The organism is Rhizobium leguminosarum bv. viciae USDA 2370, assembly GCF_002008365.1.
GTDB lineage: Bacteria > Pseudomonadota > Alphaproteobacteria > Rhizobiales > Rhizobiaceae > Rhizobium > Rhizobium leguminosarum.
Map to the genome: position 1 here is coordinate 232,063 of NZ_MRDL01000036.1, position 23,568 is coordinate 255,630.

Here is a 23,568-nt window from a genome sequence, read left to right on the forward strand (position 1 = left end):
AAAGTCATCGTGGTTTATTCGGCCGCGTGCGCCTTCATTTGTTCCCTGAACCAATTGAGCGTCATCGCCACGCCCTGTTCGTAGGTGATTTTGCACGACCACTCGGGCATGACATAGTGCGCGTTGGTCAGGTCCGGCCGTCTGTTCGTGGGGTCCTGCGGCGGTGACGGCTCGAAGACGATCGGCACGCCACCAACGAGTTTGGAGACATATTGGGCGACCTCGAGAACCGAAATCTCGCGATCATTGCCGACGTTCAGAGGCCCCTTATAGTCGGTTTCATTTATCCAGAAATATCGCGCGAAACCATCGACAACGTCATCGACATAACCCCAGCTGCGTGACTGAAGGCCGTCGCCGAACACGGTAATCGGGCGACCCGAAAGCGCCTGAGTGATGAAGTTGGAGACCGCGCGACCATCGTCGGAACGTGTCCGGGGTCCATAGATATTGAAGGGGCGAACGATCTTGACGTCGAGCCCTTGGGTACGCTGCATCTCGAACAGCAGCGACTCCGTGCACCTTTTGCTCTCGTCGTAGGATGAGCGCGGTCCGGTGCAGTCGACCTGACCCTTGTAGGATTCCGGCTGCGGCGACACCAGAGGATCGCCATAGACTTCGGAAGAAGAGGTGAAACCGAAACGTCCGCCCTTCTTCAGCAAGTCGAGCAACCGGAATGCGCCGAGAAGATTGGCCGAGATCGTTCTCTTCGGCTCCTTCATGTACCATGGCGGCGATGCGGGGGATGCAAGGTGATAGATTTCGTCGAATTTATCCGAGGTCTGCAGTGTCTCGACGTCGGATTTCACGAAGTGGAAACGGGGGTCCCGGATGTGGGCGATATTTTCGAAAAGCCCGGTCCAGAGGTTGTCAACAACGACCAGCTTCTGAATGTCCGTCCTCAGCAAAAGTCGATCACACATGTGGGATCCGATGAAGCCAGCCCCGCCAGAAATCAATACGCTCTTCATTGCTTTGCGCCTCGTGACTTGAGATTAAGCTGCTTGTCTATTAGCATTGCCTGTAATGCATGACAATTACTTAGAAAAGTTCTAAGAAATACTCGCGTATTAATGTTAATCGTTAAATCTACCTACTTTAAGGCGACGTGTGTCGCTGCCGATGCTGCGCTCGATAACGGTCGGCCGCGCCGGGCCGGATGTTACAGGTGATCGTTGCCCGCCCAATCTCGACCATCCGTGCCATGAGACGGCCGCCACCATCAACGGTTCGATCGAAGGAATCGGCATGGTATCGAGAACCTCTCCAACGAGTTCCGGATCCAGGGAGATGAGGTTGCCTGTGGAAACGGGCATCCGAATGTGTGTTATATTTTCGAAAGGTCCGGTGCAAAGATTGTCAACAACAACCAGTTTCTGGGTATCTTTTTCCAAGTAGAAGTCGTCAGGTAAATGCGATCCAATGAAGTCAACGCAGTTTCTCACATCGTCTCGCTTCGTTACTTGAGAATATATTATTGTTATTACAGTGATCGAGGGTTTTGTATGGGCACGAAGTCCGGGGTAGGTCGGACTTTGGTCTGAGTTTCGGGTGCGCGGAAACGGGGGGCTTCGTAGTTCGACCGTCCCAACGACGGCGCCCGCGCGCCTTAAATACGAACTCATTGGCGTACACGTCGACATGCTTGTCGCGCAGGCGGTGATATGACCAGCGCGAACCGGATAAGCCATATTTCGAAAGAGTTCATTCGTCTGGAGAAGGAAACGGGAGTAGAATAGCGGAGGCCGGAGGAGTGTTCCCGTCGACCGAAGGATCCGCTAAGCGTGGCTTTCGTCACCTCGCTGGAGAGGATGACCATGGGAGACGATCATGCCGAGCGGCGGCTGGTTGCTATTCTCGCCGTCGATATCGTTGGTTATTCAAGACTTATCGAGGATGACGAGGCCGGTACGCTGGCCGCGATGAGGGCATTGCGCTCCGAAGTGTTCGACCCACTGCTCGCGGAATATCACGGACGCACAGTGAAGCTCATGGGCGATGGCGCGATCGTGGAATTTGGCTCCGTCGTGGATGCTGTCTTATGTGCGGTTGCCCTGCAAAGGCAGGTTGCAGCACGGCAAGTGGATATCCTGCCCCAACACCGGCTTCTCTTCCGCATGGGCGTCAACCTGGGCGACGTCGTCGTGGAGGGCGATGATTTGCTGGGCGATGGGGTCAACGTCGCTGCTCGCCTGGAGCAGATATGTGAGTCCGGAGGGCTTTTTGTATCCGGCACTGCTTTCGATCATTTGCAAGGCAAGCTCGAACTGCCGCTTGAATTTATTGGCGAGCAGCATGTCAAAAACATCGCGCGCCCCGTACGCACCTATCGCGTGCTGTTCGATGGAAACGTTCCTCGCTGGCAGTTCAAAATCCAGCGTCTTCGCAGTTGGGGACCGCTCGCGGCGGTGGCTCTGGTGCTGGTGGCTGCCTTCGTCGCGATATGGCTGGGTCCATGGACGACCAGTGCGGAAACGGCATCGATCGCACGCATGGCACTCCCGCTGCCTGACAAGCCGTCAATTGCCGTCCTGCCCTTCGACAACCTCAGTTCCGATCCGGAACAGGCCTATTTCGCCGACGGCATGACGGAAGATCTGATCACAGACCTTTCGAAGCTGTCCAGCATCTTTGTTATCGCTCGAAACTCCACCTTCGCCTACAAGGGCAAGCCCATCAAAGTTCAGCAGGTGGCCGAGGAACTCGGGGTCCGTTATATCCTTGAAGGCAGCGTGCGCCGCCAGGGCAACCAGGTCCGCATCAACGCACAGCTCATAGACGCGCTCGGCGGCCATCATCTATGGGCTGACCGCTATGACGGCGCGATGAACGAGATTTTTACGCTTCAGGATAAGGTCATCGGCGAGATCGTGTCTGCGCTCACCGTCAAGTTCACAATGGCGGAGCGATCTCAGTCCGAGCAGGCGGAGACGAATAGCCCGCAGGCTTACGACGCTTTGCTGCAAGGCTGGGATCACCTGCGCCACGACAGCGAGAATGAAACGCTCAAGGCAATTCCCTTTTTCGAAAGGGCGATCGAGCTCGACCCCGATTACAGCCGCGCTCATGCGGCGCTCGCTTCGGCGAATTGGCGGATTGCCGTTTCCAATTGGGAGGCCGCCAACCTTGGCTTCGAGAGGGCGATGGAACGTGTGGATCGGCACCTGGCTCTTGCGATTCGAAAGCCCAATTCGCTTGCCTATGCGATCTCCGCTGAGGTGCTGGCAAGGCAGGGCCGGTATGCTGACGCCTTTGCCAAAATCAGTCGTGCCATGGAACTCGATTCCAATGATCCCGAAAATCACCTCAGCAAGGCACGCATTTTGAACGCAACGGGCCAGGCTCCGGAAGCCGAACGCGAAGTGCAACGGGCTATGCGTGTCGACCCGCAATATCCGCCGAGCTATCTCAGGGTTCTTGCGATTTCACAGTTCCACCAGGAGAAATATGAGGAGGCGGTGAAGAACCTCGAACTGCTGGTGATCAGGCAATCAGACGTCAGTGAAGACTACGCCACGCTGGTGTCGAGCTTCGGCCACCTCGGGCGGACGGACGGCGTTCAGGAAAACATCGAAAAATACAACGCGCTCGCGGTTCCCGCCGGCTACTCGCCGCTGACGGTGCAGGAACTGGGATGGTACTGGTACGGCGACATTTTCAACTACGATTCGACCTATCGCGAGCGCCTGAAGGAGGGCTTGCGCAAAGCCGGCGTGCCGGAGGGAGCGGGCACAGATATTTCCTATGACGAATACGCTCGCCTGATCGGCAAAAGCAACGGGGAATACAATATCAAGGGAGCCACTGAAATAGACGCCCCGACGGCCAAGCGGCTGCACGACCGCGGCGTCAAGCTCGTCGATGTGCGCACCGCTCTGAGCTTTGGTCGCGGGCATGCGCCGGGAGCCATCAACCTATCGGTCGTGGAGGTTTTGGCAAGGGACACGCTGTCGAAGGCCGTGAGCAGGGAGGAGGAAGTGATCTTCTCATGCCATGGCAAATATTGCGGCGATTCCGCCTACGCATCGGCCAAAGCCTTGGTATGGGGGTTTAAGAATGTCTACCACTTTGCCGGTGGCTTTCCCGCGTGGGAGGATGCTCACTACCCCATAGAGACCGCTCCGGGACATTAAGCGGATACCGCGCCGAAGTCGCATGTCGTAAGAGGTGCTGCGCATCAAGCCTTGATGATAGGTCAGCCCTCCGGAGGCGACGCAAACCGGCTCGCATCGAACATGTCTGTGGCGGCGAGCGGAATGATGTCCTCACCGGACGTCGCGGCATTGACCTCACGATGAACCGCGCGGGGGGAAACGCGAGGCGCGCTCAATCCCATCACGTCGCCGGGAGAATGCAGCGCCCATTTCATCAGCGCCGCGTCGGACGTCGATCCAAAGAAATTTGCTTCTTCCCAGGAAGCGGTCATCGGCAGGGAGGCGATCATATCAGCGCCCTGCCTGGAGGCCTGGTGTGCAACACGGAGAGGTTCGAAGCGCGCGTAGCCCGGCAATGCAGGCGCCGGCCTGTCCGGAAGCACATCAATTGGGCCGATCGACGCAGTCTCCAGTTTGTCATCCATATCAGAGTCGCGCTCGAGGGCAGGCGGGCGCATCGCCGGTATCGGAATCGGCAAAGATGCAAGGTCCGAAGCGGACCGCTTGTCATTCCGCTCGACCGCGCCGGTCTGCAGCGCCAGCGCATTCAATGCCCGGCTTCGGGGTGCGGGCAGAAGCGCCGTCACGAGGTTGTTATCTCGAGTGTCGCCGCTCGGCCTGGTCGAGGCTCCTGCGTCTTCGTCGTCTCCAGCGGTGCTGGCGATCTGGATCGAGGTGGGGCCGACGCGCTTCTTGTAGTTCGCAATCGCCTGATTGTACCCCGGCAGCGGCCGGCCATCGGCAGGCAGATGCATCGTCTGCCCACTCGGGAATAGTCGAGCGAGTTCCTGCCGGGACATGCGGGGCCAGGCCCTGACATTGCCGACGTCGAGATGGACGAAGGGCGATCCCGAGGTCGGATAATATCCGACACCGCCAACCTGCATCTGCATCGCAAGCGCACGCAGCGTCGAAAGCTTCACGCCGGGAACGTAGAAGTCCATCGCCTTACCCAGCATGTGCTGGCTCTTCTTGGCGACGCCGGTGCTGCGCGAACGGTTGCGGAGCATGTTGTTGGTGGTGGGCGAACGATAGGCGGAGACGATGTGGATGTAGTCCTTGCCGCCGCTGCGCTTGTACACCTCCCAGACCAGGTCGAGCAGCCGGGGATCCATCCGGGTCGGCTCGTTCCTTCGCCAGTCGCGCAGAAACCTATTGATCTGGGCGAGGCCCTTGGGATCGAACTTTCCGTCCCGCTTGTAGGTAATCGTGGCCCTCTCGCCCGTATGGGTAAAGAACAGCTTCAGGGCCCGATCTTCCGCCGAGGCAAATGATGCAGAACCGACAAGTGCCGGCAGCGCGAACAGAGCCGGCAGAATGGTCTGCGCGACGAAGCGTTCCGCACGCGACAGGAGCATGGCAATTCCGCCCAAGGCCCCGCCCGACAATCCTTGCACTGGATACTTCAACACGAACAAACCCGCCCACACCAAACACTCGACGACGTGCGGGAACCTCCGCATCTATCACGCTTAGTAAAGCCAGCTTATGGTCAACAAATTGCTAACGAGCGGATGCGTGAGCTCGGCGAATTGAGGATGCGGGCCCCAACCCGAGGCGAAATCGCGCCCCTGCGCCCATTCATGGGAGCTAAGCACAAATACGCTTCCACGACCGTGACGTACTGGTGACCGATTGCGGCCGCATCTGCATGTACCGCAAGAAGATCAATATCTTCACAGTCATGGCCGGCCAGAGCTCGACATCGAGGAGGTCGATGACGGCGTTTGGCTCGTCAGCTTCATGCGCTATGATCTCGGATATATCGATCTGGAGCAGAGGACTTTGCAAACCATCGAGAACCCGTTCGGCACAAGGTTGTCACCCATGTCTTAGGGACGTTCTGTTACCTATGTCTCCGGTATGGGCAGGCAGATCTCCGGAACGATGCCGCGGACTCGGATGCCCGACAATTAAGTCACCATTGCTCGCCCTGGCGACACCCAGTAGTGTCGCCGTCTCACCGACATATCGGCAGCGGCACGCAGCGATTCCATGGCAATTCTCTTCAAAACAACAATCAGCGAAAACACGGCATTCGAGATGATCGAACGGTCACTGTCAGGCGCCTACCGATATGACGGTTACCTCAATGTCGTTAGCGATGCGGGCGAGACGGCATTGTCTTGGGGGCCTGCAATGCATGCCGAAGAGTTCAAGGCGGAGGTCAGCCAAATCCTACGGCAGACTTGGGATGCTGCCCGCTTCTGGGTCATCTATGAGCGCCGCGAAGACCGGAGGGATCCAGAAGGGACTGACATCCGCAACGCGGCTTTCCGCCTGACGCGCGGATACAGTGGCGTTATCGTTGTCACGCTCAGTCTCCTTGGGAAGCGCGACAGCGCCAATGACCTGGAACTCGTCTTCGTCTGCTTCGAGCAGGATTTTCACAGGAGGAATTTTCGCGTGCGCTACGAGGGTAAGCCGTTACCAAACCAGGGTTGATCTTGCTCGAAAACGTGTTGCTCACGCGCGCGACCGTTCTACGTTCGATTTGAAGGCGAGGGGCAGGAGAACAGGGCGACCATTGCTTCGCTCATCGAGCCGTCGATCCGTAGACCTATCTGACCGCCACGCTCACTGCCATCGACAATAGTCACAAGCAGAGCCGTATCGATGAGCAATTGCTGTGGAAGGAAATCACAGACTTCGACTTTGACGACCGCCCGCTTAAGATGCGATGGAACTGGCAACACCATCGCACGCAAGATGCCCCGACAGATTACCTATACCCTATGATCAATTGGAAGGTTGGTCGCCCGCAAACCGTCGGTGCCGAGGGTTAAGGGGGGATTCCCGAAAACGAGTTTGAAAAGGGTGCTCCGGATCAGGGGCAGACACCCTTTTCGTGCTGAGTTTTGCAGTCTCAGCGGAACGGAAATTAGCAGAGAGATTGCTGTCTACCATCGGACCGAAGTCCGACTCACTCGCGATAATTCGTCGATGTCAGCGCCGAGGGGACACCATCAATGTGATTATTCGGGTGGGAGAAGTCGACGGTCGCACGTGCCGGAATCGGTCGGAACTTCGTAATGCTCGTCGCCGAGCTAGATACCGCGAATTCGCCTGGAGGAGGCGCCTGCGGAGCTTATCCGCAGGCGGAGTCGCTAGATAGGTCTGCCGTCCACAACGCCGCTCGTCGAGGTAAACGCAACGGCGCTGCCTTAGTGCAGAGGGCCACCCATACCACTGCCGCAGACACAAAAAAGGCCCCACTATGGAGCGGGGCTAAGGTTGAGGTGGGTCGCATATAGCGAAGTGTAACGAATCTCCGCACGACCCGAAGGTTTTACGATCAACGGAGCATATTGTTCCCGTGCCGACAGATTTTTTTGAGTTCGTTTCCCTGTTTCGGGCTCCACGTCGTAGCGAAGCCTTACTTTCAGTTGAAGAGCGTTATCGACTTGCCGGCCGACCGTGCAATTCCAGTAGTTTTTCAGGACGCGTCGACTCGCAAATCTGCGAGTGATCCATCGGCGACCGTCGAGCGAATGGCAGTCAGGTTTGGAAACATACGATAAACGTTTGAAAAGACTGTAGCGCTCGGCATCAGCCTAAATTGACACCCATAGAAATCATTGCGCTTTCCGGATCGACCGCTCCTCGAAACGTACACCGAGCTTGGCAACAGCTTGCACCGGGTCCGCTCTGCTTGGCAACAGCGTAAACTGGGCTTTTCGATACCATTTCAGGCCTGAATCGCACACGGGGCGATAATGCAAGGCATGGATTGCGCGTGGCTGGAAAGGCTTTTGGCACGAATAGCTCCGGGTGCGCTTTTCGAACCTGTCGAGCGCATTGATCGTGTCATGACAGTCATGCTCTCGCACGAACGGGGACGTCTCCTGGCGATGACACCCCATCGCTTGAAGCCGTTGGTCTCTTTCGCCGAAAGACTTCTTCAATCTACAATCAGTAGATGTCATAGGATTCGCAGGGGGAAGATTTCATGGATGACGATTATCTCGAAGCCTATGATGAAACGTACATTGAGATCGCCTTGGAAAAGGAACTCCGCAGCCAGAGCGGCGATGCATTCCAGGACTTCTTTAGCAAGGTGATGGAGCGCCGTCATAAGGATTTCGTGAGAATTCAGGCACATGGCCCCAAGGGCGACGAAGGCGTTGACGGTCTGTTTCTCGCGGATGGGAAGACCATCTATCAATGCTACGGCGCGAAAAACGGGCACGTCATCGACTCCACCTATGTCTGCAACAAGATCCGCAAGGACTTCGACACAATCCGGGTGAAGCACCCGAAAGCGAAGAAGTGGTATTTTACCCACAATCTCGTGGGTGGCGTAATCATGGACGTGAGCAATACCGTGGCGGAAATGCGCGAGATCGGCGCGAAGTCCGGCATGGATGTGGCGTTCTTCGGCCCGAAGTTATTCGAGGACGAAGTCAAGCAACTCAGCAAGCATGATATCCGGCGATTGCTTGGAATCGACGTCCATCAGTCCAACAAACTCGAGCGCCTCCCACTCGCGTTGAACGAGATCATCAAGGGAATTATGGAGATCGCCGGCCAGGGCGTTGTTGCTTCCGGACCGCCGAAGGAAGTCCCCCTTGAGAAGTTCGACTACAACAGCATCCCGCCTCTTTGGCGCAGGTGTCTGACACTTGCGTTGGCCGATGCACCGATTGCCTGGGATTGCATCGGCAGGTTCGGCGACGCTGCAGCAGCAGAAACCGTGCCGGCGTATTTCAAGGAAAGATATTCCGAACTCAAGCTCAGCTACACGTCGCCGGAGAGAATTCTCGAAGAGCTTCAAAAAGTGATGGTGGGCAAGATTCGAACCCTTGAATCCAATATGATCCGTGACTTTGCAGGGCACGTTATGCTCGCCACCATGTTTGAATCTTGCCAGATTTTCGAGGACAAGGAGAAGATCACCAGCGGAACCGACCAATGATCCTGCCGTCAAAATTCCTGCCAGCGGAACGTTCGCTCATTGTCCTCGGCAGTGAGATCCTGAATGAGCTCCGCGACTATCCCCTCTCCATCAGCGAGATCTGGGAGCGGATGTCGGCTGCCCGCCGAAATGTGCCGCTGGCCTTCGACTGGTTCGTGCTGGCGCTGACACTTCTCTATGCTATGAACGCCATTGAACTGGACAAGAACCTTGTGCGGCTCTTGCAGGTGTCTGGATGATTATCCGCATCGGCAGCTCGCTCCCATCCTTCAGAGAAATAGCCTTCCAACAGGGCCTGAACATCCTTCTTGCAGACAAAGACGACGCATCTGGTGACGCGGAGTCCAGGAACAGTTGTGGGAAGTCCAGCCTCGTCGACATCATACATTTCCTGCTTGGAAGCACCCCAACCAAGGACTCACTCTTCAATGTCCCCGAGCTGGCGGATGTCCAGTTCTTCGCTGACATGAGCGTCAACGGGCTCAGCTTCCGGGTATCGCGCTCGACTCGAAATGATCGTCGCGTTGAAGTCGCGTTTGCCGACGGAAAGGATCATGGACTCGAACTCGAACAAGATCTGATGTCGGTGCCGAGTGCAAGCGTGCAGGATTGGTGCGCATGGCTTGGCAGGCAGATGTTTCGCATCCCGCGCTCTGCCGAGCATACACCCCCATCCTTCCGCTCTCTGTTCGGTTACTTCGCCCGCCGTCGAGAGGACGGAGGCTTCCAGGAGCCGACGAGGTTTGCGAAACCTGGTCAAAGCAAAAGCGCTGCGCAGGTAGCCCTTTCCTATCTGTTCGGCCTCGACTGGCAGCTCGCGATAGAGTTCCAGGAGCAGAGGGACGAAAAGGCCGAGGTGGCCAGCCAGCGCAAGCGCGCGCAGGCGCGGGTCGGAGCAGCAGGGCGCTTGAAGACCGTATCGGCACTGCGGTCGGAGGTTGCTCTCACAAAGTCACAGGCAGAGACATTGCGGTCTCGTGTCACCAACTTCAAGGTTCATGACCAGTATCAGGAACTTGCTGCGGAGGCTTCGGCAGCCAAGGGGAGGGTGGAACAACTCAGCCGTGAAGCGGTCACCGTCAGCAGCGCGCTCGACCATATCAAGGAGAGCCTGGTCGCGGAGACGGTCAACGATGGACGCGAGGTGGCGAGCCTCTACAAGGCGGCCGGAATCCAGCTCCCGGAGACTGCCCTTCGGACCTTCGAGCAGGTGAAGGTGTTCCATGAGTCCGTCATACGGAACAGACGCCAGCACCTCAATGGACAGCTTGGTCAGCAGCAGCGTCGCTTCGACGAGATCAACGCTGAGATGACGGTCGTGGCGGCTCGCCGATCAGAGATCCTGTCGAGCCTCGCGGGAAAGGGAGCATTCTCCGACCTGTCCGACACGACACGGCAGCTTGCTCTCAAGGAAGGCGAACTGGCGCGCTTGGAGAACCAGCTTGCTGACGCACTCCTGCTCGAGAAGGACAGCACTGAAGCCAAGGATCACGAGAACAAGTTGCTGGCCCGTCTGCAGCATGACCTCGAGGCGCGCACAGATTCCATCGGGGCGGCAGTCGTTGCGGCCGACGAGGCGCGACAAGCCCTTTACCAGGAAGACAGACAGGGACTCCTCGAAATCACCGCGAAGCCAAGCGGCCCAGAATTCAAGATGACTATCGACGGCACGCGTTCCGGCGGGATCTCGAGCATGGAAATATTCTGTTTCGATTACGCCTTGTCGAAAATCACGAAGGATCGTCTCGGCGGCCCACGACTTCTCGTTCACGACAGCCATCTATTTGACGGTGTTGATGCGCGGCAGGTGGCCACGGCCATTGAAGTCGGAGCATCGCTGGCCGACTACATAGATGGCCAGTACCTTGTCCTTCTGAATTCCGACGAATTCGAAAAGCTTCAGTTCAAGAAAGAATTCGACGCGAAGGCACGTGTGTTGCCCACGGTCCTTCGGGACACCGAGGACGGAGGCTTGTTTGGCTTCCGCTTTAAATAACTGAACGCTGATGTTGCAGAAGCATGGCCTCTGGGCCGGACAAAGAACCAGGTTCAAACTGGCCACGACGCCGTAGGACTTGCTGTCGGATCGGGGCACACATTTCGACGCAACGACGTGTTGTCGAAAAGTGCCTCACCGACCCAACCGGCCCCACGTTGGAACATCTGCGTTTCATTTGATCCTGGATGCAACAACATAGGTCGACCCATGTCCATTGCGCGCTACCGGAATCGAGAGACGCGAGAGCGCATTCGCTTGGCGAGGAAGCGCCGCCGTGAAGTCGTGACGGATGTTCGCACCACTGCGTGGGGCTTGCCATGCACCAAATCCTTGATCGAACGCGAGCGATACTGAGAGGCCACCTTCAAAAGTGATGTCCATATACCGCGCATGCGGGATCTGTGCGAATTGGACGTTCAGGTTCACGCCCTTCTCGCGTGCGTAAGCTTGTATGGATTGCTCCGCTTCTGGGCCGTCGCGCCAGTCATCGAACACCCGATACTGCGTTCCATTACGAGGGGCGGGAGGCGAGGTAAGGAGTTCGACAGTGTGAGGTGATCCTTTCACCAGCGCGACCACGGTATCGATGAATAATTTCGCAACCAGTGGCGACCGGACATATTGATCACTGTACCTGATTGACGTCACCTTCTGTTCCTTCGCGATACCGAGTGGAGCAAGCAGCCCCCGGATACGATTTGCCATCGCTGCTCCGAACAAGGATGCGGGGCGGTCGAGTTCGTTCGTAATGGTTTCGTACTTCGAATCCGGCGACGGAAGGAGTGTCGTTTCGTCCAACGGTTTAGTCTCGCTTTGGAAGTCGATCGAGCCTCTTACGATCGGCCGTTCCACCGGGACACCCCAGGTCTCTCCTGGAAGCCATGGCTTTTCCTCCCGCGAGGCCCACACCGTTCGGCTTCCAGTGCTGCCTACAGCAACGCCAATCTTGCTCCCATTGCCCGTGATAGGCATTGAGCCGATACAGATAGGGAAGGGTCTGGCGCCCGTGGCGAACCTCTTGCCAAGATCATACAGAGCAAGTCGACCCGCGGTGTCGCAGTTCTTAATAAGCTCGTCCGGCACTACAAAGCCGATTTTGTGGCCATGGACTCGCCATCTATCCAGAACGGAAATGAGTGGCCACGCCGCCATCTCTCCTGCATCAGTTTCCGCAGGCAGGAATATCTGCAAGCTCGGCTTCTGCCCGTCTCTGAGCGCTCGCTCAACTTCATCCAGAACGGAAGTCGAAGCAAGTGAGTCCTTGGAGTACCGATCCCCGTCATCGAGCGCCTGATCGAACGAGAGGTGATTTCTTAGAAATCGGAGGGCGCCGATCCTATCGAGGGAGCCGGATTCGAATGGCGCGTCGCGAACCAGCACGCAAGCTGCGCACCCACTCGTGCAGCCAGAGTTCGAGCAATCGAGAACTTCGGTTGCTTCATATAAGACCTTCGAAAGATGTCCTGGGATCGAGGCGGCGAATCCTGCCCCACCTGCCGCCCGGTCAAACACCAGCATGGAAGCTGCTCTGCCGCCAAGGAAGCCGTCGGAGATCTTTGTGGCAAAGCCCATCTCGTCGGCCTCTATCCCGAGGATCCTCGCCGTACCTTCGCGAATTGCTATCGCCAGTGCCGTGGCGGCGGCCTTGCTGAGAGGATTCGAAGGCTGCAGTTCGAACACGTCCGTAGTGATCTCGTAGCCTAGTTCCATGTTCCGACGGACGGTCCAAGCGTTGTTGTTCCCTTCGCAAACGAGCGCGTTTTCGTCCTTCTTCCAGCGGAGAGGAGCGTGCCCAGCAAGAGGCGATGGAGTGGTCTGGTCGACATCCCCCGTGTCCAATACTGGGTGGTCTGGCGCGGCTCTTCCGCAATGAAGGCAGAGAGCATATCCATTCTTGGTCGGCCCGCGATTGCTGTAATAGACGGCGCCCTCGCGCGTACTGCGCAGACGCCCGAGGTCTGGAATCGGCAGTGATACCCACGGAGCAGCTCGTACCGAAACGCTAGGCTCCTCGGGAGCCACGTAAGATATCAAGTCGGTTTCGGCATGGACCTTGTCACGGGCATCGACCGTGAAACCGCCAGGACGGAGATATTGCCTGCTTGTCACAGGCCCGGCGCATACGGGGCATTCGACCAGTTTGTTGCGATTGGAATCGCTTGACCCGCAGCGCTTGCAGTTCCAGTGGAATTTCAGGCTCTGGACATCCCGGATATTCTCTTCCGTTGCTGGTCGCTTCCAGTTCAGCAGAACGCCGGCGGACTTGTGTACCAAACCGTCGAGCACAATCTCCGAGCCAGGCGCGTAATCCCTGATGGCGAGATCAAGCGATCTCTGCGGGCCGGACAGTCTCGTGGTACGTCGCCCATCGAGGGGTTGATCCGACTTCGATCGATATGGCAGGAAAGTCACTACGCCAGTTGGGAAACCGTGCCCCGGCAGGAACCCGCGATCTGCGAGTGCGCTAAGCAAGAACTCATCACAGAGCCTCTGCAGCTCCATTCCCATTCTGCTCCGACCTGCACCCTTTACGTCTTCGTCCTTAGCGAGGGTCTGGAGCCCGTCCCACTCGCTCAGGAATGTCTCCTCGAGATCGGTCACAGTCTGAAGGCAGGTGTCGATCATTGCCTTCTCCCCCTCGAGCACCGAATGTCTGACAAGCCGCTCCAATTCAGCTTCGACGAGTTCAAGTGTCGTCGGCGCCTGTAGCCAATCCTTGAAGTGTGCAACCGGGCGCTGCTCTAGGAGAAGGCGCCGTTCGCCTACACCAGCCGGCGCGCCGAGAAATGCACCGATTGTCATGCGAATCGGATCGCCACCTCGTCCAATCATGAACCGGCGAAGAAGAAACGCGTTCACATGCCTCTGGACGATTGGACGACTGCTGAGAGCAACGCGTGGCGCAGCAAGCTTCCGATCAAGATAACTGATTGGCGAGACGAAGGCTTCTCTGTCCAGTGGACGATCGCGGCAGAAGGTGAATGCGAGGGAGAATGACTGACCGCGTCGACCAGCTCGACCAACACGTTGCTTGTAGCTCGCCACGGACGGAGGCACATTGGTCATCATAACGGTGGACACTGAACCGATATCGACACCCATCTCCATCGTCGTGGAGCAGTTGAGGATATTGACCTCCCCGTCCTTGAATTTCCGTTCGTACGCTCGCAGAAGTGCACTGTCTTGCTGTGCCGAGTGTTCGGCTGATCGTGCATATTCTGCGAAGAGAGCAACGCGGTCCGAGATATTATTCCAGGCTCCCGATGCTCGAAGGCTCTCGACGTCTTCAGCTTGTTCAAGCCATCCGCCGATCGCGCTCCGGGCCGCCACTGGATCTACATCGCCAAGCAACGGTATGGGGTGCCGGGGGAGTTGAATTCGTTGGACGGGGCTCGGCTTCGAACGCTGTGTTCCTTGCGCGAATGGACTGTTACCGAACGGAGCCATGTCGAGAATCCTGCGCGTTGCAGGGCAGAAGAATCCCTCGACAACCGGAGCTATATAGGAGTTCCGCAGATCTAGCGCCCGTCGGTCGGGATCAGGGCCGAAAACAGGCAGCAGGTTGTGCCACGCTTGGTCGAAGCATTCTTCAATATCTGCACGATGCTCAGGCACGGAGATATCCAGTCCGAGTCCATTCAACAACAGGGCCTGTGGCGTGGAGAGTACGGCAAGGTTCCGTGGCACGCCGGGCCACGCAAGTTTTCGCCGATCACCCAGCGTTTTCGCGCCTGGGCTCAGCAGCCCCTTGATCTTGGCACTAGGTGTAATCCAATGCATGAGGTCCTTGTGAACCGCGACCGCCGCGTTACCCCGCATGAAGAATGTAGTTATCGCGTAAAGGAACGACCTCCAGTCATCGATGGTCTTCCCGCGGCGTGCAAACGGCGTGGGTAACGACTGCTGACCATCGATCGCCGGAAAACGCAGACGCGCCATTCCAAGCGTTTCGAGCGAGAGAGCCTTCCGTGGGCGTCTGGCGAGTTCGCGAAGAAGCAAGAATTCAGCGAGTTCAGCGCTACCGCTAAACAACCTTGGATCTCTGGGAGCCCACACCTCCTTCACCCACTTATCGACCTCATCCCTCTCGCTCAGGCGGCTGACCATCTCGTTCCATGGCAGGCCATCGACACGCTCTGCACCGGCTGCAGCCAGCTCCCTCTTCTTGCCAGCGAGCATGTCTTGAATTTCAGGAAGCGGGTTCTGAGCGACTACTGTTTCCAACGCCGCTATCTGCGCCTTGAGAGCGGAGGTATCAACCTGCGGAGCTGCGGAGAGTGAATGCTGGGCAGTATGGTATACGAAGGAACGGACGAAGTTTCGTTCGGCCTCCGCCTGCATTTTTGCCGACATCCGTGCCGTGCCCTGTCGACTGTCGGTGAACGATAGCAGCCGCCGACCTTGTGATGGGGCAGTATTGTCAATGCGACTAGGATCCACACCCTCCAGAAGTATAGGAGCCGCATTGGCAATCATGAACGGTGCGCCGAACCGGACTGGCCTGAGTAGGCTGTCGACGCCCCTGGCCGAACTCTTTCCACAGCAAGGACAAAAGTCGGCCTTCTCGTCGTAGGCAACGGTGACCGTGTCAGCCGCCTTTACTGACTGTGTTCGCCAGCCCTCGGTCGAAAGGTACAGAGGCCTAAAGCCGACGGCACCCTCCGGTCGAAGAAGAATGGTTCTGCGGATTTCAGGAAAGGCCAGCTCGACAGTTTCCTCGTGGTCTTCGGCTTCGTCGCCCGCTTCCGGGTCATCCTGATCACGAAGGGCTTCGAACTCAAATTCATCCGAGTCCACACCCCGGCGTGTCGAGCGAATCCTTTCGTTGGTGACATCGTCGTGGGCTTCAAGAACGACTTCGCCACACTCCTGGCAGCTTATGATCTCAAGGACTGGCGCGGAACATGTCGGGCACTCATCCCGAGGATCGATAAAGACCTCTCCGAAACCCCAACCAGTGGGGGAGTTCCTGCAATCCCGGTTTACGCAACTCCAAATTCCTGGGACCGCGCGCTCGAACCCGTGGATCCTCATCGGCGCAAGGTTTTCAGGTTCTTGAGTTTCCGGATTGGTTCGCTTGGCGTTTGCCAGGAAGGTCATGAATCTTTCTGCATCAAGGCCGATCACCTTTGCGACCTTATCCATCTCGGACAGCGTTTGGGGACGATCAAACAGCTTCTTTGCAACGAAGTCCCACGCCACGTCGTCGGCAGCAAGGGTGTTGAAAAGCTCGTCGCCATTCAACTGCTCGAGCCGATCTCTTGGGGGAAGCTTCCCCCTTATTGTAGGTCTTGACGGGAGCTGCCTTGTACCTTCGACAACATGGACATTCGCATCCGCGATCCCGGCCACATCCGCAAGGAAGCGCCTCAACTGGTTTTGGACGTCGTCTCCCGACCCGATGGTCGCAGATGTTGCGACGAAGTGGACTTCCTCGGGCTTGCAATCAAATGCGAGAAGAACCCGCCTAAGAAGAAGCGCGATTTCCGCGGCTGCGGCTCCGACAAGCGAATGCGCCTCGTCAAGAACAATCCATTTGAGCTTGCCCCTCGATTTCTCGATGATAGGCTGGTCTTCAGTCCTCGCCAGCATGTATTCGAGCATGGTCACGTTTGTTACGAGAACCGGCGGCGGGCTAGTGCGGAGTTGCTCGCGGTCGATCTGCTGCTCTGGTGTGGCGCGCCGCAAGCTGTCTGGTTGCGAATTCGGCAGGTCTCCATTGTACAGGCAATAGCGAATGCTGCCGCCGAATGGGCGCGTCCAGGCCGACAGGCGTTCTCGCTGGCTCTCAATCAGGGCGTTGAGCGGATACAGCATTATGGCCTGCACGCCCTCGATTCTTGCACTGCCGGGGGTCGCTTGCGATACGAGATCACTCAGGATCGGAAACAGGAAGCATTCTGTCTTCCCGGAACCTGTGCCTGACGTGACTAGGACGGATTGAGGACTGCCAGGCTTCGAAAGGTGTTCCCACGCTTCCAATTGATGCCGAAAGGGACGTCTTGATTTTGGGAACCGATAATCACTGCCGTCCGGCAACCCGTCGATGGCCTCGACGAAGCGGGGGTGGAGAACTTTCGACGGAACGCCGACCATGTTGACTGAAGCTGGAACGAATGGGTGGGCGCCCTCTATGATTGGTTGCTGTAGTAGGCCACCGGCCGCCGCGGTCTCAGCGGTGAAGACCTTACGCAAATGATCGATGAGATGCGTGTCTCGAATGCCAGATTGGGAAATGATTGCTTCGGCAGACCGGCGGCGTATTTCGGAGAGAGTGGCGAAGGGCTTCAATGTGTGACCTCGAAATGGCGCACGAGATGTGCGTATGCGAATGAAACGTATCTGCTGTGCTCGCGAAGAGCCTTTCGCAGCAAGATGTCGCTGGACGGGGTGATCTTAAGCATTCCTCGAGACGCGGCCGCCAACGCTACCGGGGCTACGACACCTTCAAAGTCGCCGAAACTGAAGTTATGGAATGCGGTCGGCAGTCTTATTCGGGCAGTGAGGATCTGTTCGAGAACTGGATCTCTCCGCACGGATGGAGTCACAGTGTCGTCGTCGAACATCCTCTGTTCCCGCATGAAATTCTGCAGGACATCCTCCAGCGCTGGCATTGCTGTTTCTGGGAAGCCGAATTTCACGAACATTCGATCCAACCCGGGTTCCAAGGCAAGAATGCTGACACGCATGGATTTAAGATGTTCGATGACCAGACCCTGTCGCATCTCCTCAGGCAATGCCGAAAGAGCCGCTTCGAGTGCGTCACGCGTCGCAACGAACGCTTCCTCCCAGGCACCGGAAGGAATGGTGAGCCACAGAAACGGCAGTTGTTCCTGCAGATTCCAGATCGCTTGGCGTTCGCCGTCCGTTGCCGCAGAGAAGAGCAAGCGGAGTAGGGCACGAGGTTGGATGGCGACTTGCTTCAGCACCTCAAATGCCGAGGCCGGAAGACCATTGAGTGAGCCTACGAGTGTGACCAGGAACCTGATGTCTTCGATGGGGAGCTCTCCCTTCATCAGGAGATCGACAGCTATCTGCAGCTCGGACATAAGCTTTGCGTAGTCCTGCTGTGCGAGTGCGGACTGCAACGGCGTTCTCGGAGCATGGCCCAGTGGCAGGTGAACAAGCAGAGGACGAGATACGACGTCTGGACCGTCGCGCAGATATACGAGGCAAGGACCCGTACACCATTCCGGGATCTCATATGCGCCGTCTGACCTTACCCGAAGAAGATGCTCTCGCTCTGGATTCATGATCATTCGTGCAACGGGCTGTTCCGTGAATTCGGACGAGAACACTATAGCGCCATCTACCGGCCTTGGCCGCGGGTAGCGATACTGCTTCAGGCAGATTGGCTTTCGGGAATCGCCGAGGAAATCAAGTTCCAAGACTGCGTCCTGATCCGCAATTTGGGCCATGAATTCCTCCATCACCCTTTTCAGTGCGGACAACGGAAACTCGTCGGCGAACTTGAACTGCAGGGAATTCGATCTGGAAACCCGAGGAGTGACCGTCAGTGTTGTGTTATGCGGCGAGACTGCGATCGCGCCGCGTAGCGCAGTAATGTCGATCTCCTGACCAGCTCCGGCAACTCTGCCGTCGCCAAGGATGATCGCCGCGTCGCGGCTCTTCAGTGTGATAGTCATGTGGAACGATGGCCCGCTTGGCGCACGCAGCCCCGCGACCATCTTGTAGCTTGGCTTTCCATTGAAGGAGAACCGCTGCTCTTGATCCCCGCGTTCGATTACCCTTACGTCCTCTGGCAGGACGACGCTCCACCCCGGAAGTGACTCATGTGAGACGATGCCTTCAGTTGCGCTCGTCATGCGTCCATGGATCCTCGCGTTATTGGGCAAAATCGCGATGCGCCGCCGTTCCAGTTGGATATCCGCAAGAGGGTCTCTCCACGAGATATCGAAAAGGCCATGGTCCACTAGCTTCCCATCGGGGAGTGATTTCCATGCGTCCCCGGGGCGACGATATAGGAGTTCACCTTTTTTCGGCTGACGGCCTCCCCCGTTTGATCCGATCCTGACCGTCACCGATCCCTCGTAGAGTTCGATTTCATCGTCTGTGTGGAGCGGGGTCGACATAGCCGACGATAGTTCGAGGCTCTCCTGACGCTCGTCCTTGCCAGCCTCAACGCGGTAGCGCTCTCCCGTCGATGCGCCAGGCTTTGAGAAATAGACAGTTCCGGTTACGGCATGAAGCGCATTTGCATCTCCAACGCTCCAGGTTCGACCGAGAGTTGTTCCTTCTGCGGCGATTGCCTCCCAGTCCTTCGGTACCAGAGTGTAGAGCAGGGACGGTGGCAAACTCGCGGAACCGGTCTTTGCAAGTCTCAGCTTGCCAGGTTGTGATGTATCCGATCCCTCGACTGGAATGAACGTCGCGATCGGGGAGGTGACGGGCGTGCCATTCGGCCAAACTATGGATACGGCCTCGGATCCACACGTCAGGTTCGCAGTCACGCTTTCATTGAGTTGAAAGCCAACGATCAATCTCCCAAGCGATACAAGCGGACGAACCCTCCACGCATGTGCTCCTTCAACCGGAGGCTCGAACAACGCGATCTGACTCGGGAGGAAATTCGCCAGAGTTCCGGATGGGCTCGCCCTCCATCTTCCGGCAGGTGGAACACCATGCAGACGTCCCGCCGGGATTTCGCCTTCGGCATTCAAAAGCAGCGCCGGTTGCCATCTCACTCCATCGAAACACAGATATCGTTCGGCACCGATTCCGCTGCTGGTTATCGAACCCACCTTCTCGTTCAGCAGTCCGCCCAGCAGCTTCCGCGCGATCTGGTCATGCTCGGCGCGCATGTAGATCGGAAGGCTCTCCTTCCAGTCCGGGCTGTGAGCGTCGAGGTATCGAACCGGATCTATGTTCGAAGGCCCTTGGTCAAGCACCTTTCGCCACTTCAGGAGCTCGACGATGAGTTCGCAACAGAGATCCACGAATCCATCTTGTCTGTACGACACCGGCATCCGCCACGACATATCATGAGCGAAACCGCGGACATGCTCACGATCGGCACCTGTGAGTGCAAATCGCATCACGGTCCGAAGGTAGTCGGATAGCCATATCGATCCACTGTCTGCCAGGAGATGAGCAGAGATCCCGCCCTCCAGCGCAATCGTAAGGAGGAATTCGCGACTTGTTTCCGATCTGATCAGATGCCGCTTCCAGTATCCAATGCCGATTCTGGTAAGATTCCTTTTCGTGTGGTCTGGCAACTCTTGAAGAACTTCCGCAGCGACCGAATCCCATTTGAGGAAGAGAGTCGTCGCCTCACGTCGGAACCATTCGGCACAGAATGCGACGAACATGCTTGCCGCCGTGCCGTCCTCCTGCAACAGCCGTGCCGTCGACAAACGCAAACGCTCCCGAAGGTCGGCGTATTCCTGATCGGTCATCCGGTACTGATGGAGTGGCCTTCCATCAGGAGCATTCAAGTTGCGCTTGAGGAGGAACGCGACATTCCAATGTTTACTTTGTGCCTGCGGAGCAGGGGAGCCAGGCGCTTTCCTCAGCCGCCTTAGCAGGCCAACAACTTCCATGTGGAGTTCTATAGCTTCATCAGAGCTTCTGGGCTTTAGAACTCCGCTGATTTCCTCAAGTCGAGCTAAGTTGTCGCGACTTCGATTAAACTCGGCGCGCAGATCTTGATCGGATAGTTCTTTGAGACGCAACTTTCCCCCTCCGTTGCATCAGACCCTGACACAACAATGGTTACCTCTAGTTGAAATCGCTCCGCAAGTGGAAATATGCGGGTTCTCAACACCTTGATGTTGCAGGCAGATGCCGCCGGCCGATACCCGATCAACTCGTGCAGCACCTTTGAAGGCGACCCGCCCACGAATGTTGCTTGACGCCTCGCCACATGTTCTTTATTCGTTCCCGCCCATGAACACCTTCGCGCGCACCTCGATACGAATACGCTGACGCACTCCGGATCCGTCCGGTGTCGCCCTGTTCTGCGTTTCGTTTACGAGGGATGCCATGAAGGTAATCTCGACTGACCGGAGGGACGATGCTGTTCCGCACAAGGTCACGCTTTCACCGATTTACACACCTCTGGCGACCATCAAGTGCGATGGCCCCGCCAAGTTTCGATCACAGCAGGCGAGGGACTTCGCGTGCCTGCTTGATCTTGATCCCAATGTCGTTCGATGGAGCGCCGCGCCACCGCTGCTGCGCGATGGTGACGACGAATACCAACTCGATTTCCTCGTGCTGACTGTGGAAGGCGGATCCTTCCTAATCGATGTCGGCCAGGAGGAGCCATCGCCGCCGATCTGGCTATCCAGCGCGATCGAATCCATGGGGCACCTATATCGCCCTGTGGCGATGATCGACTTCGCCGACAGCTTCCGCCTCCGGAACGCGAAGGATCTTCTCCGATACGGCTTCTATCGGCCACCGCTGGGCGACAGGATTCGTCTTCTGGCCGGCCTCGAAGAAATGGGATCGCTGACGATTGCGGAATGCCTGTCGGCGATCCAGGAAGGACGCCCGATGCCGACACTGGCATCGCTCATCCTCCAAGGATTCCTGGAGGTCGACCTCGACGATGCCCTGATCAGCCCGGAAACGCAGGTGCGCCGGATACGGGGATGACGTGACGCAATCAAGCGCCAGCAATCGTCATCTCTAATCCGGGACACATCAATGAAAAATATCTCTCGCGACGGGCACGATTTCTCGCTGCCCGAATTCCTTGCGTATGCATCCATTAGCGGCGCTATGCGTCCATTTAAGCGTGCGACGCGCTATGCCATCGGCCTCATCGTTCCCGACTGGGATCGAAGGGTCACCTACATGCGGGCGGCGCTCGTGGTTATCGACCGGGAACTGGATTTCCGCTTCCGGGATCAGGTGAAGGCCTTCGATGACGAAAAGCTCGAATCCTCGATCGAATCCGTGCTGGACATGCTGCAGAACACGAAGACGATCATCCTCTTCAAGTCGGCAGAAGCGATCCCTTCTGATCTCCGGCATGCTCTCGATGCAATCGTAGAAGTTCGGCCGCTTGACGGCCGTCTGGTGCGCGGTGTGGTTCGGTGGGCGTACGGCGTCGGGGTCACCGAGCATCAAGCGGAGGCACTCGCGAGGACCAACTGGAAACGGCTGAAGCTTGCCATGACGCGCGGCCGGCCGATCTCGCGCGTGTTCGCAATCCTTGAAAAGATGGCGCAGGAGGAGCCGTCAGCACCAAGGCAGACGAAGGATCCCGAAGCGCTCTCCGATATCCGTCTCGAACACATGGAGGGATACGGCGAAGCCAAGGAGTGGGGCCTTGAGCTTGCACGCGATCTAGCCGACTGGCGCGCAGGTACGATCACCTGGGAGGACGTCGACAAGGGGGTGCTACTATCCGGTCCGCCGGGGACGGGTAAGACGTTGTTCGCCCGGGCGGTCGCTGCTTCGTGCCATGTGAAGCTGATCGCCACCTCGTACGCCAAATGGCAGGCAAAGGGATATCTCAACGACTTCCTGAAGGCGATGCAGAAGAGCTTCAAGGACGCCAGAGATGCCGCGCCGGCAATCCTGTTCATCGATGAGATCGACGCATTCGGATCTCGCGATGATGCTCAGGGCAACAATGCTTCCTATCTTTAGAGCAAGTAACGCGACGGCGGTTCGGCACCCTCCCGCGGCTCGTAGTCGAACCTGATCGGAAGCCACATCCATTGCCCGAAGTTCGGTGCAACCGGTATTGGAGACACCTCGAGCTGCCGCTGATAGTGCTTCGCCATCGCTCTGGAGCGGCGCTCGAAGTCATCCATTCCTGGAGCGGCGGGATCATGGAACCTGCCCTCCCACTCGAGCGGGAACGCCTTCAACATCATCATCGCTGCGCGCCGCGAGAACTCGCGCTTGATGGCCGATCTCATCGTCGGCCAGAAGCCAGGCATAGGGCGTGGTACGACCAGTCTGTGGAACACCACGACCGAGCCACAGTCGAGTGGGTGCTCCCACGCATCGCCCCAGCATTGTTCCAGCACAGCAGCCATCTCGTAGTCTTCTTGACTTTGGCTGTCCGCGACATCGAAGAATTCCGCTTCGTCGACCGGGTACGCTGGCGTGCTCCACTCGAAGAACATTGCATGCGCATCGAGCGCGTCATCGCGCGCGAACTTGAGCGTCACGTAGCGCTTTCTGAAGGCGCCCTCATCGACCCTGAAGCTTCTGCCTCGTTCGCATGAGACAGTTATCCCATGCCCAAAGTCCTTCACCCATGCGTATTTAACGCTAGGTCGTTCAATATCGCCGTCGCGAGCGCCAACCAACTGCGATCGCCTTGCTTCGATCCATCTTCGCTTTTCTTCTTCCAACACTCCCCCATCGCAACAAGAGCCTTTGCCGCCTGCTCGATCAACGGTCGGCACCACTGAGACAAGGAAAGGCGGTTCCGCATTTATCCCCATCGACACCCAGCAAGCGATCGCATCCGAGTGCCGACATACGCCGGAGCCGGGCGAACGTAACGCTGGCAC

At 57.5% G+C, this 23,568-nt stretch carries 13 protein-coding genes and 2 pseudogenes; 9 read left to right on the forward strand and 6 right to left on the reverse strand.

Annotated elements, in window-relative coordinates:
- Positions 1 to 14: 14 nt before the first annotated feature.
- Together BS629_RS16125 and BS629_RS38355 are read right to left on the reverse strand one after the other, a co-directional pair.
- Positions 15 to 971 carry an NAD-dependent epimerase/dehydratase family protein gene (locus BS629_RS16125; RefSeq protein ID WP_018243184.1) on the reverse strand — a complete coding sequence of 319 codons (957 nt, stop codon included), beginning with the start codon at positions 969 to 971 and terminating at the stop codon, positions 15 to 17.
- 105 nt (positions 972 to 1,076) lie between these two features.
- Positions 1,077 to 1,394: a hypothetical protein gene (locus BS629_RS38355; protein WP_128408353.1), complete on the reverse strand. Its 318-nt coding sequence runs from the start codon at positions 1,392 to 1,394 to the stop codon at positions 1,077 to 1,079.
- Positions 1,395 to 1,817: 423 nt separating this feature from the next.
- Here BS629_RS38355 and BS629_RS16130 point away from each other — a divergent pair, with 423 nt between their 5' ends.
- A complete protein-coding gene (locus tag BS629_RS16130) occupies positions 1,818 to 4,133 on the forward strand; it encodes a rhodanese-like domain-containing protein (RefSeq protein ID WP_018243183.1) in 2,316 nt (771 codons plus the stop codon).
- 62 nt (positions 4,134 to 4,195) lie between these two features.
- Here the strand turns inward: BS629_RS16130 and BS629_RS16135 are convergent, their stop codons facing one another.
- Positions 4,196 to 5,617 carry a peptidoglycan L,D-endopeptidase MepK gene (locus tag BS629_RS16135; protein ID WP_050566332.1) on the reverse strand — a complete coding sequence of 474 codons (1,422 nt, stop codon included), beginning with the start codon at positions 5,615 to 5,617 and terminating at the stop codon, positions 4,196 to 4,198.
- Positions 5,618 to 5,755: 138 nt separating this feature from the next.
- Between BS629_RS16135 and BS629_RS40525 the strand changes: the two are divergent.
- The 6 genes and pseudogenes from BS629_RS40525 to BS629_RS16160 all read left to right on the forward strand — a co-directional run.
- Positions 5,756 to 5,990 (forward strand): annotated as a pseudogene (locus BS629_RS40525) (IS481 family transposase); the annotation flags it as partial.
- 159 nt (positions 5,991 to 6,149) lie between these two features.
- On the forward strand, positions 6,150 to 6,599 hold the full coding sequence (locus BS629_RS16145) for a hypothetical protein (protein WP_018243180.1): 450 nt from the start codon (positions 6,150 to 6,152) through the stop codon (positions 6,597 to 6,599).
- A gap of 60 nt (positions 6,600 to 6,659) precedes the next feature.
- Positions 6,660 to 6,787: pseudogene (locus tag BS629_RS40530) on the forward strand (transposase domain-containing protein); the annotation flags it as partial.
- Between the two features lie 1,316 nt (positions 6,788 to 8,103).
- Entirely contained in the window at positions 8,104 to 9,069 is a 966-nt protein-coding gene (locus BS629_RS16150) for a hypothetical protein (protein ID WP_077988306.1), read from the forward strand.
- Positions 9,066 to 9,308 (forward strand): ABC-three component system middle component 6, encoded by a 243-nt coding sequence (locus tag BS629_RS16155; RefSeq protein WP_077988307.1) that lies wholly within the window; start codon positions 9,066 to 9,068, stop codon positions 9,306 to 9,308. Before BS629_RS16150 ends, BS629_RS16155 begins: the two co-directional genes overlap by 4 nt.
- Positions 9,305 to 11,065, forward strand: a complete 1,761-nt coding sequence (locus BS629_RS16160; RefSeq protein ID WP_077988308.1) for a DUF2326 domain-containing protein — start codon at positions 9,305 to 9,307, stop codon at positions 11,063 to 11,065. Before BS629_RS16155 ends, BS629_RS16160 begins: the two co-directional genes overlap by 4 nt.
- 174 nt (positions 11,066 to 11,239) lie before the next feature.
- Here the strand turns inward: BS629_RS16160 and BS629_RS16165 are convergent, their stop codons facing one another.
- Together BS629_RS16165 and BS629_RS16170 are read right to left on the reverse strand one after the other, a co-directional pair.
- Positions 11,240 to 17,359: a DEAD/DEAH box helicase gene (locus BS629_RS16165; RefSeq protein WP_077988309.1), complete on the reverse strand. Its 6,120-nt coding sequence runs from the start codon at positions 17,357 to 17,359 to the stop codon at positions 11,240 to 11,242.
- A complete protein-coding gene (locus BS629_RS16170; protein WP_077988310.1) occupies positions 17,356 to 20,760 on the reverse strand; it encodes an STY4851/ECs_5259 family protein in 3,405 nt (1,134 codons plus the stop codon). Before BS629_RS16170 ends, BS629_RS16165 begins: the two co-directional genes overlap by 4 nt.
- A gap of 310 nt (positions 20,761 to 21,070) precedes the next feature.
- On the opposite strand from BS629_RS16170, the gene BS629_RS16175 reads away from it, so the two are divergent.
- Both BS629_RS16175 and BS629_RS16180 read left to right on the forward strand, forming a co-directional pair.
- Positions 21,071 to 21,688: a hypothetical protein gene (locus BS629_RS16175; protein WP_077988311.1), complete on the forward strand. Its 618-nt coding sequence runs from the start codon at positions 21,071 to 21,073 to the stop codon at positions 21,686 to 21,688.
- A 51-nt stretch (positions 21,689 to 21,739) separates the two neighbouring features.
- Positions 21,740 to 22,690 carry an AAA family ATPase gene (locus BS629_RS16180; RefSeq protein WP_077988312.1) on the forward strand — a complete coding sequence of 317 codons (951 nt, stop codon included), beginning with the start codon at positions 21,740 to 21,742 and terminating at the stop codon, positions 22,688 to 22,690.
- Here the strand turns inward: BS629_RS16180 and BS629_RS16185 are convergent.
- Positions 22,687 to 23,220: a hypothetical protein gene (locus BS629_RS16185; RefSeq protein ID WP_143529704.1), complete on the reverse strand. Its 534-nt coding sequence runs from the start codon at positions 23,218 to 23,220 to the stop codon at positions 22,687 to 22,689. The genes BS629_RS16180 and BS629_RS16185 overlap by 4 nt on opposite strands.
- Positions 23,221 to 23,568: the final 348 nt, after the last annotated feature.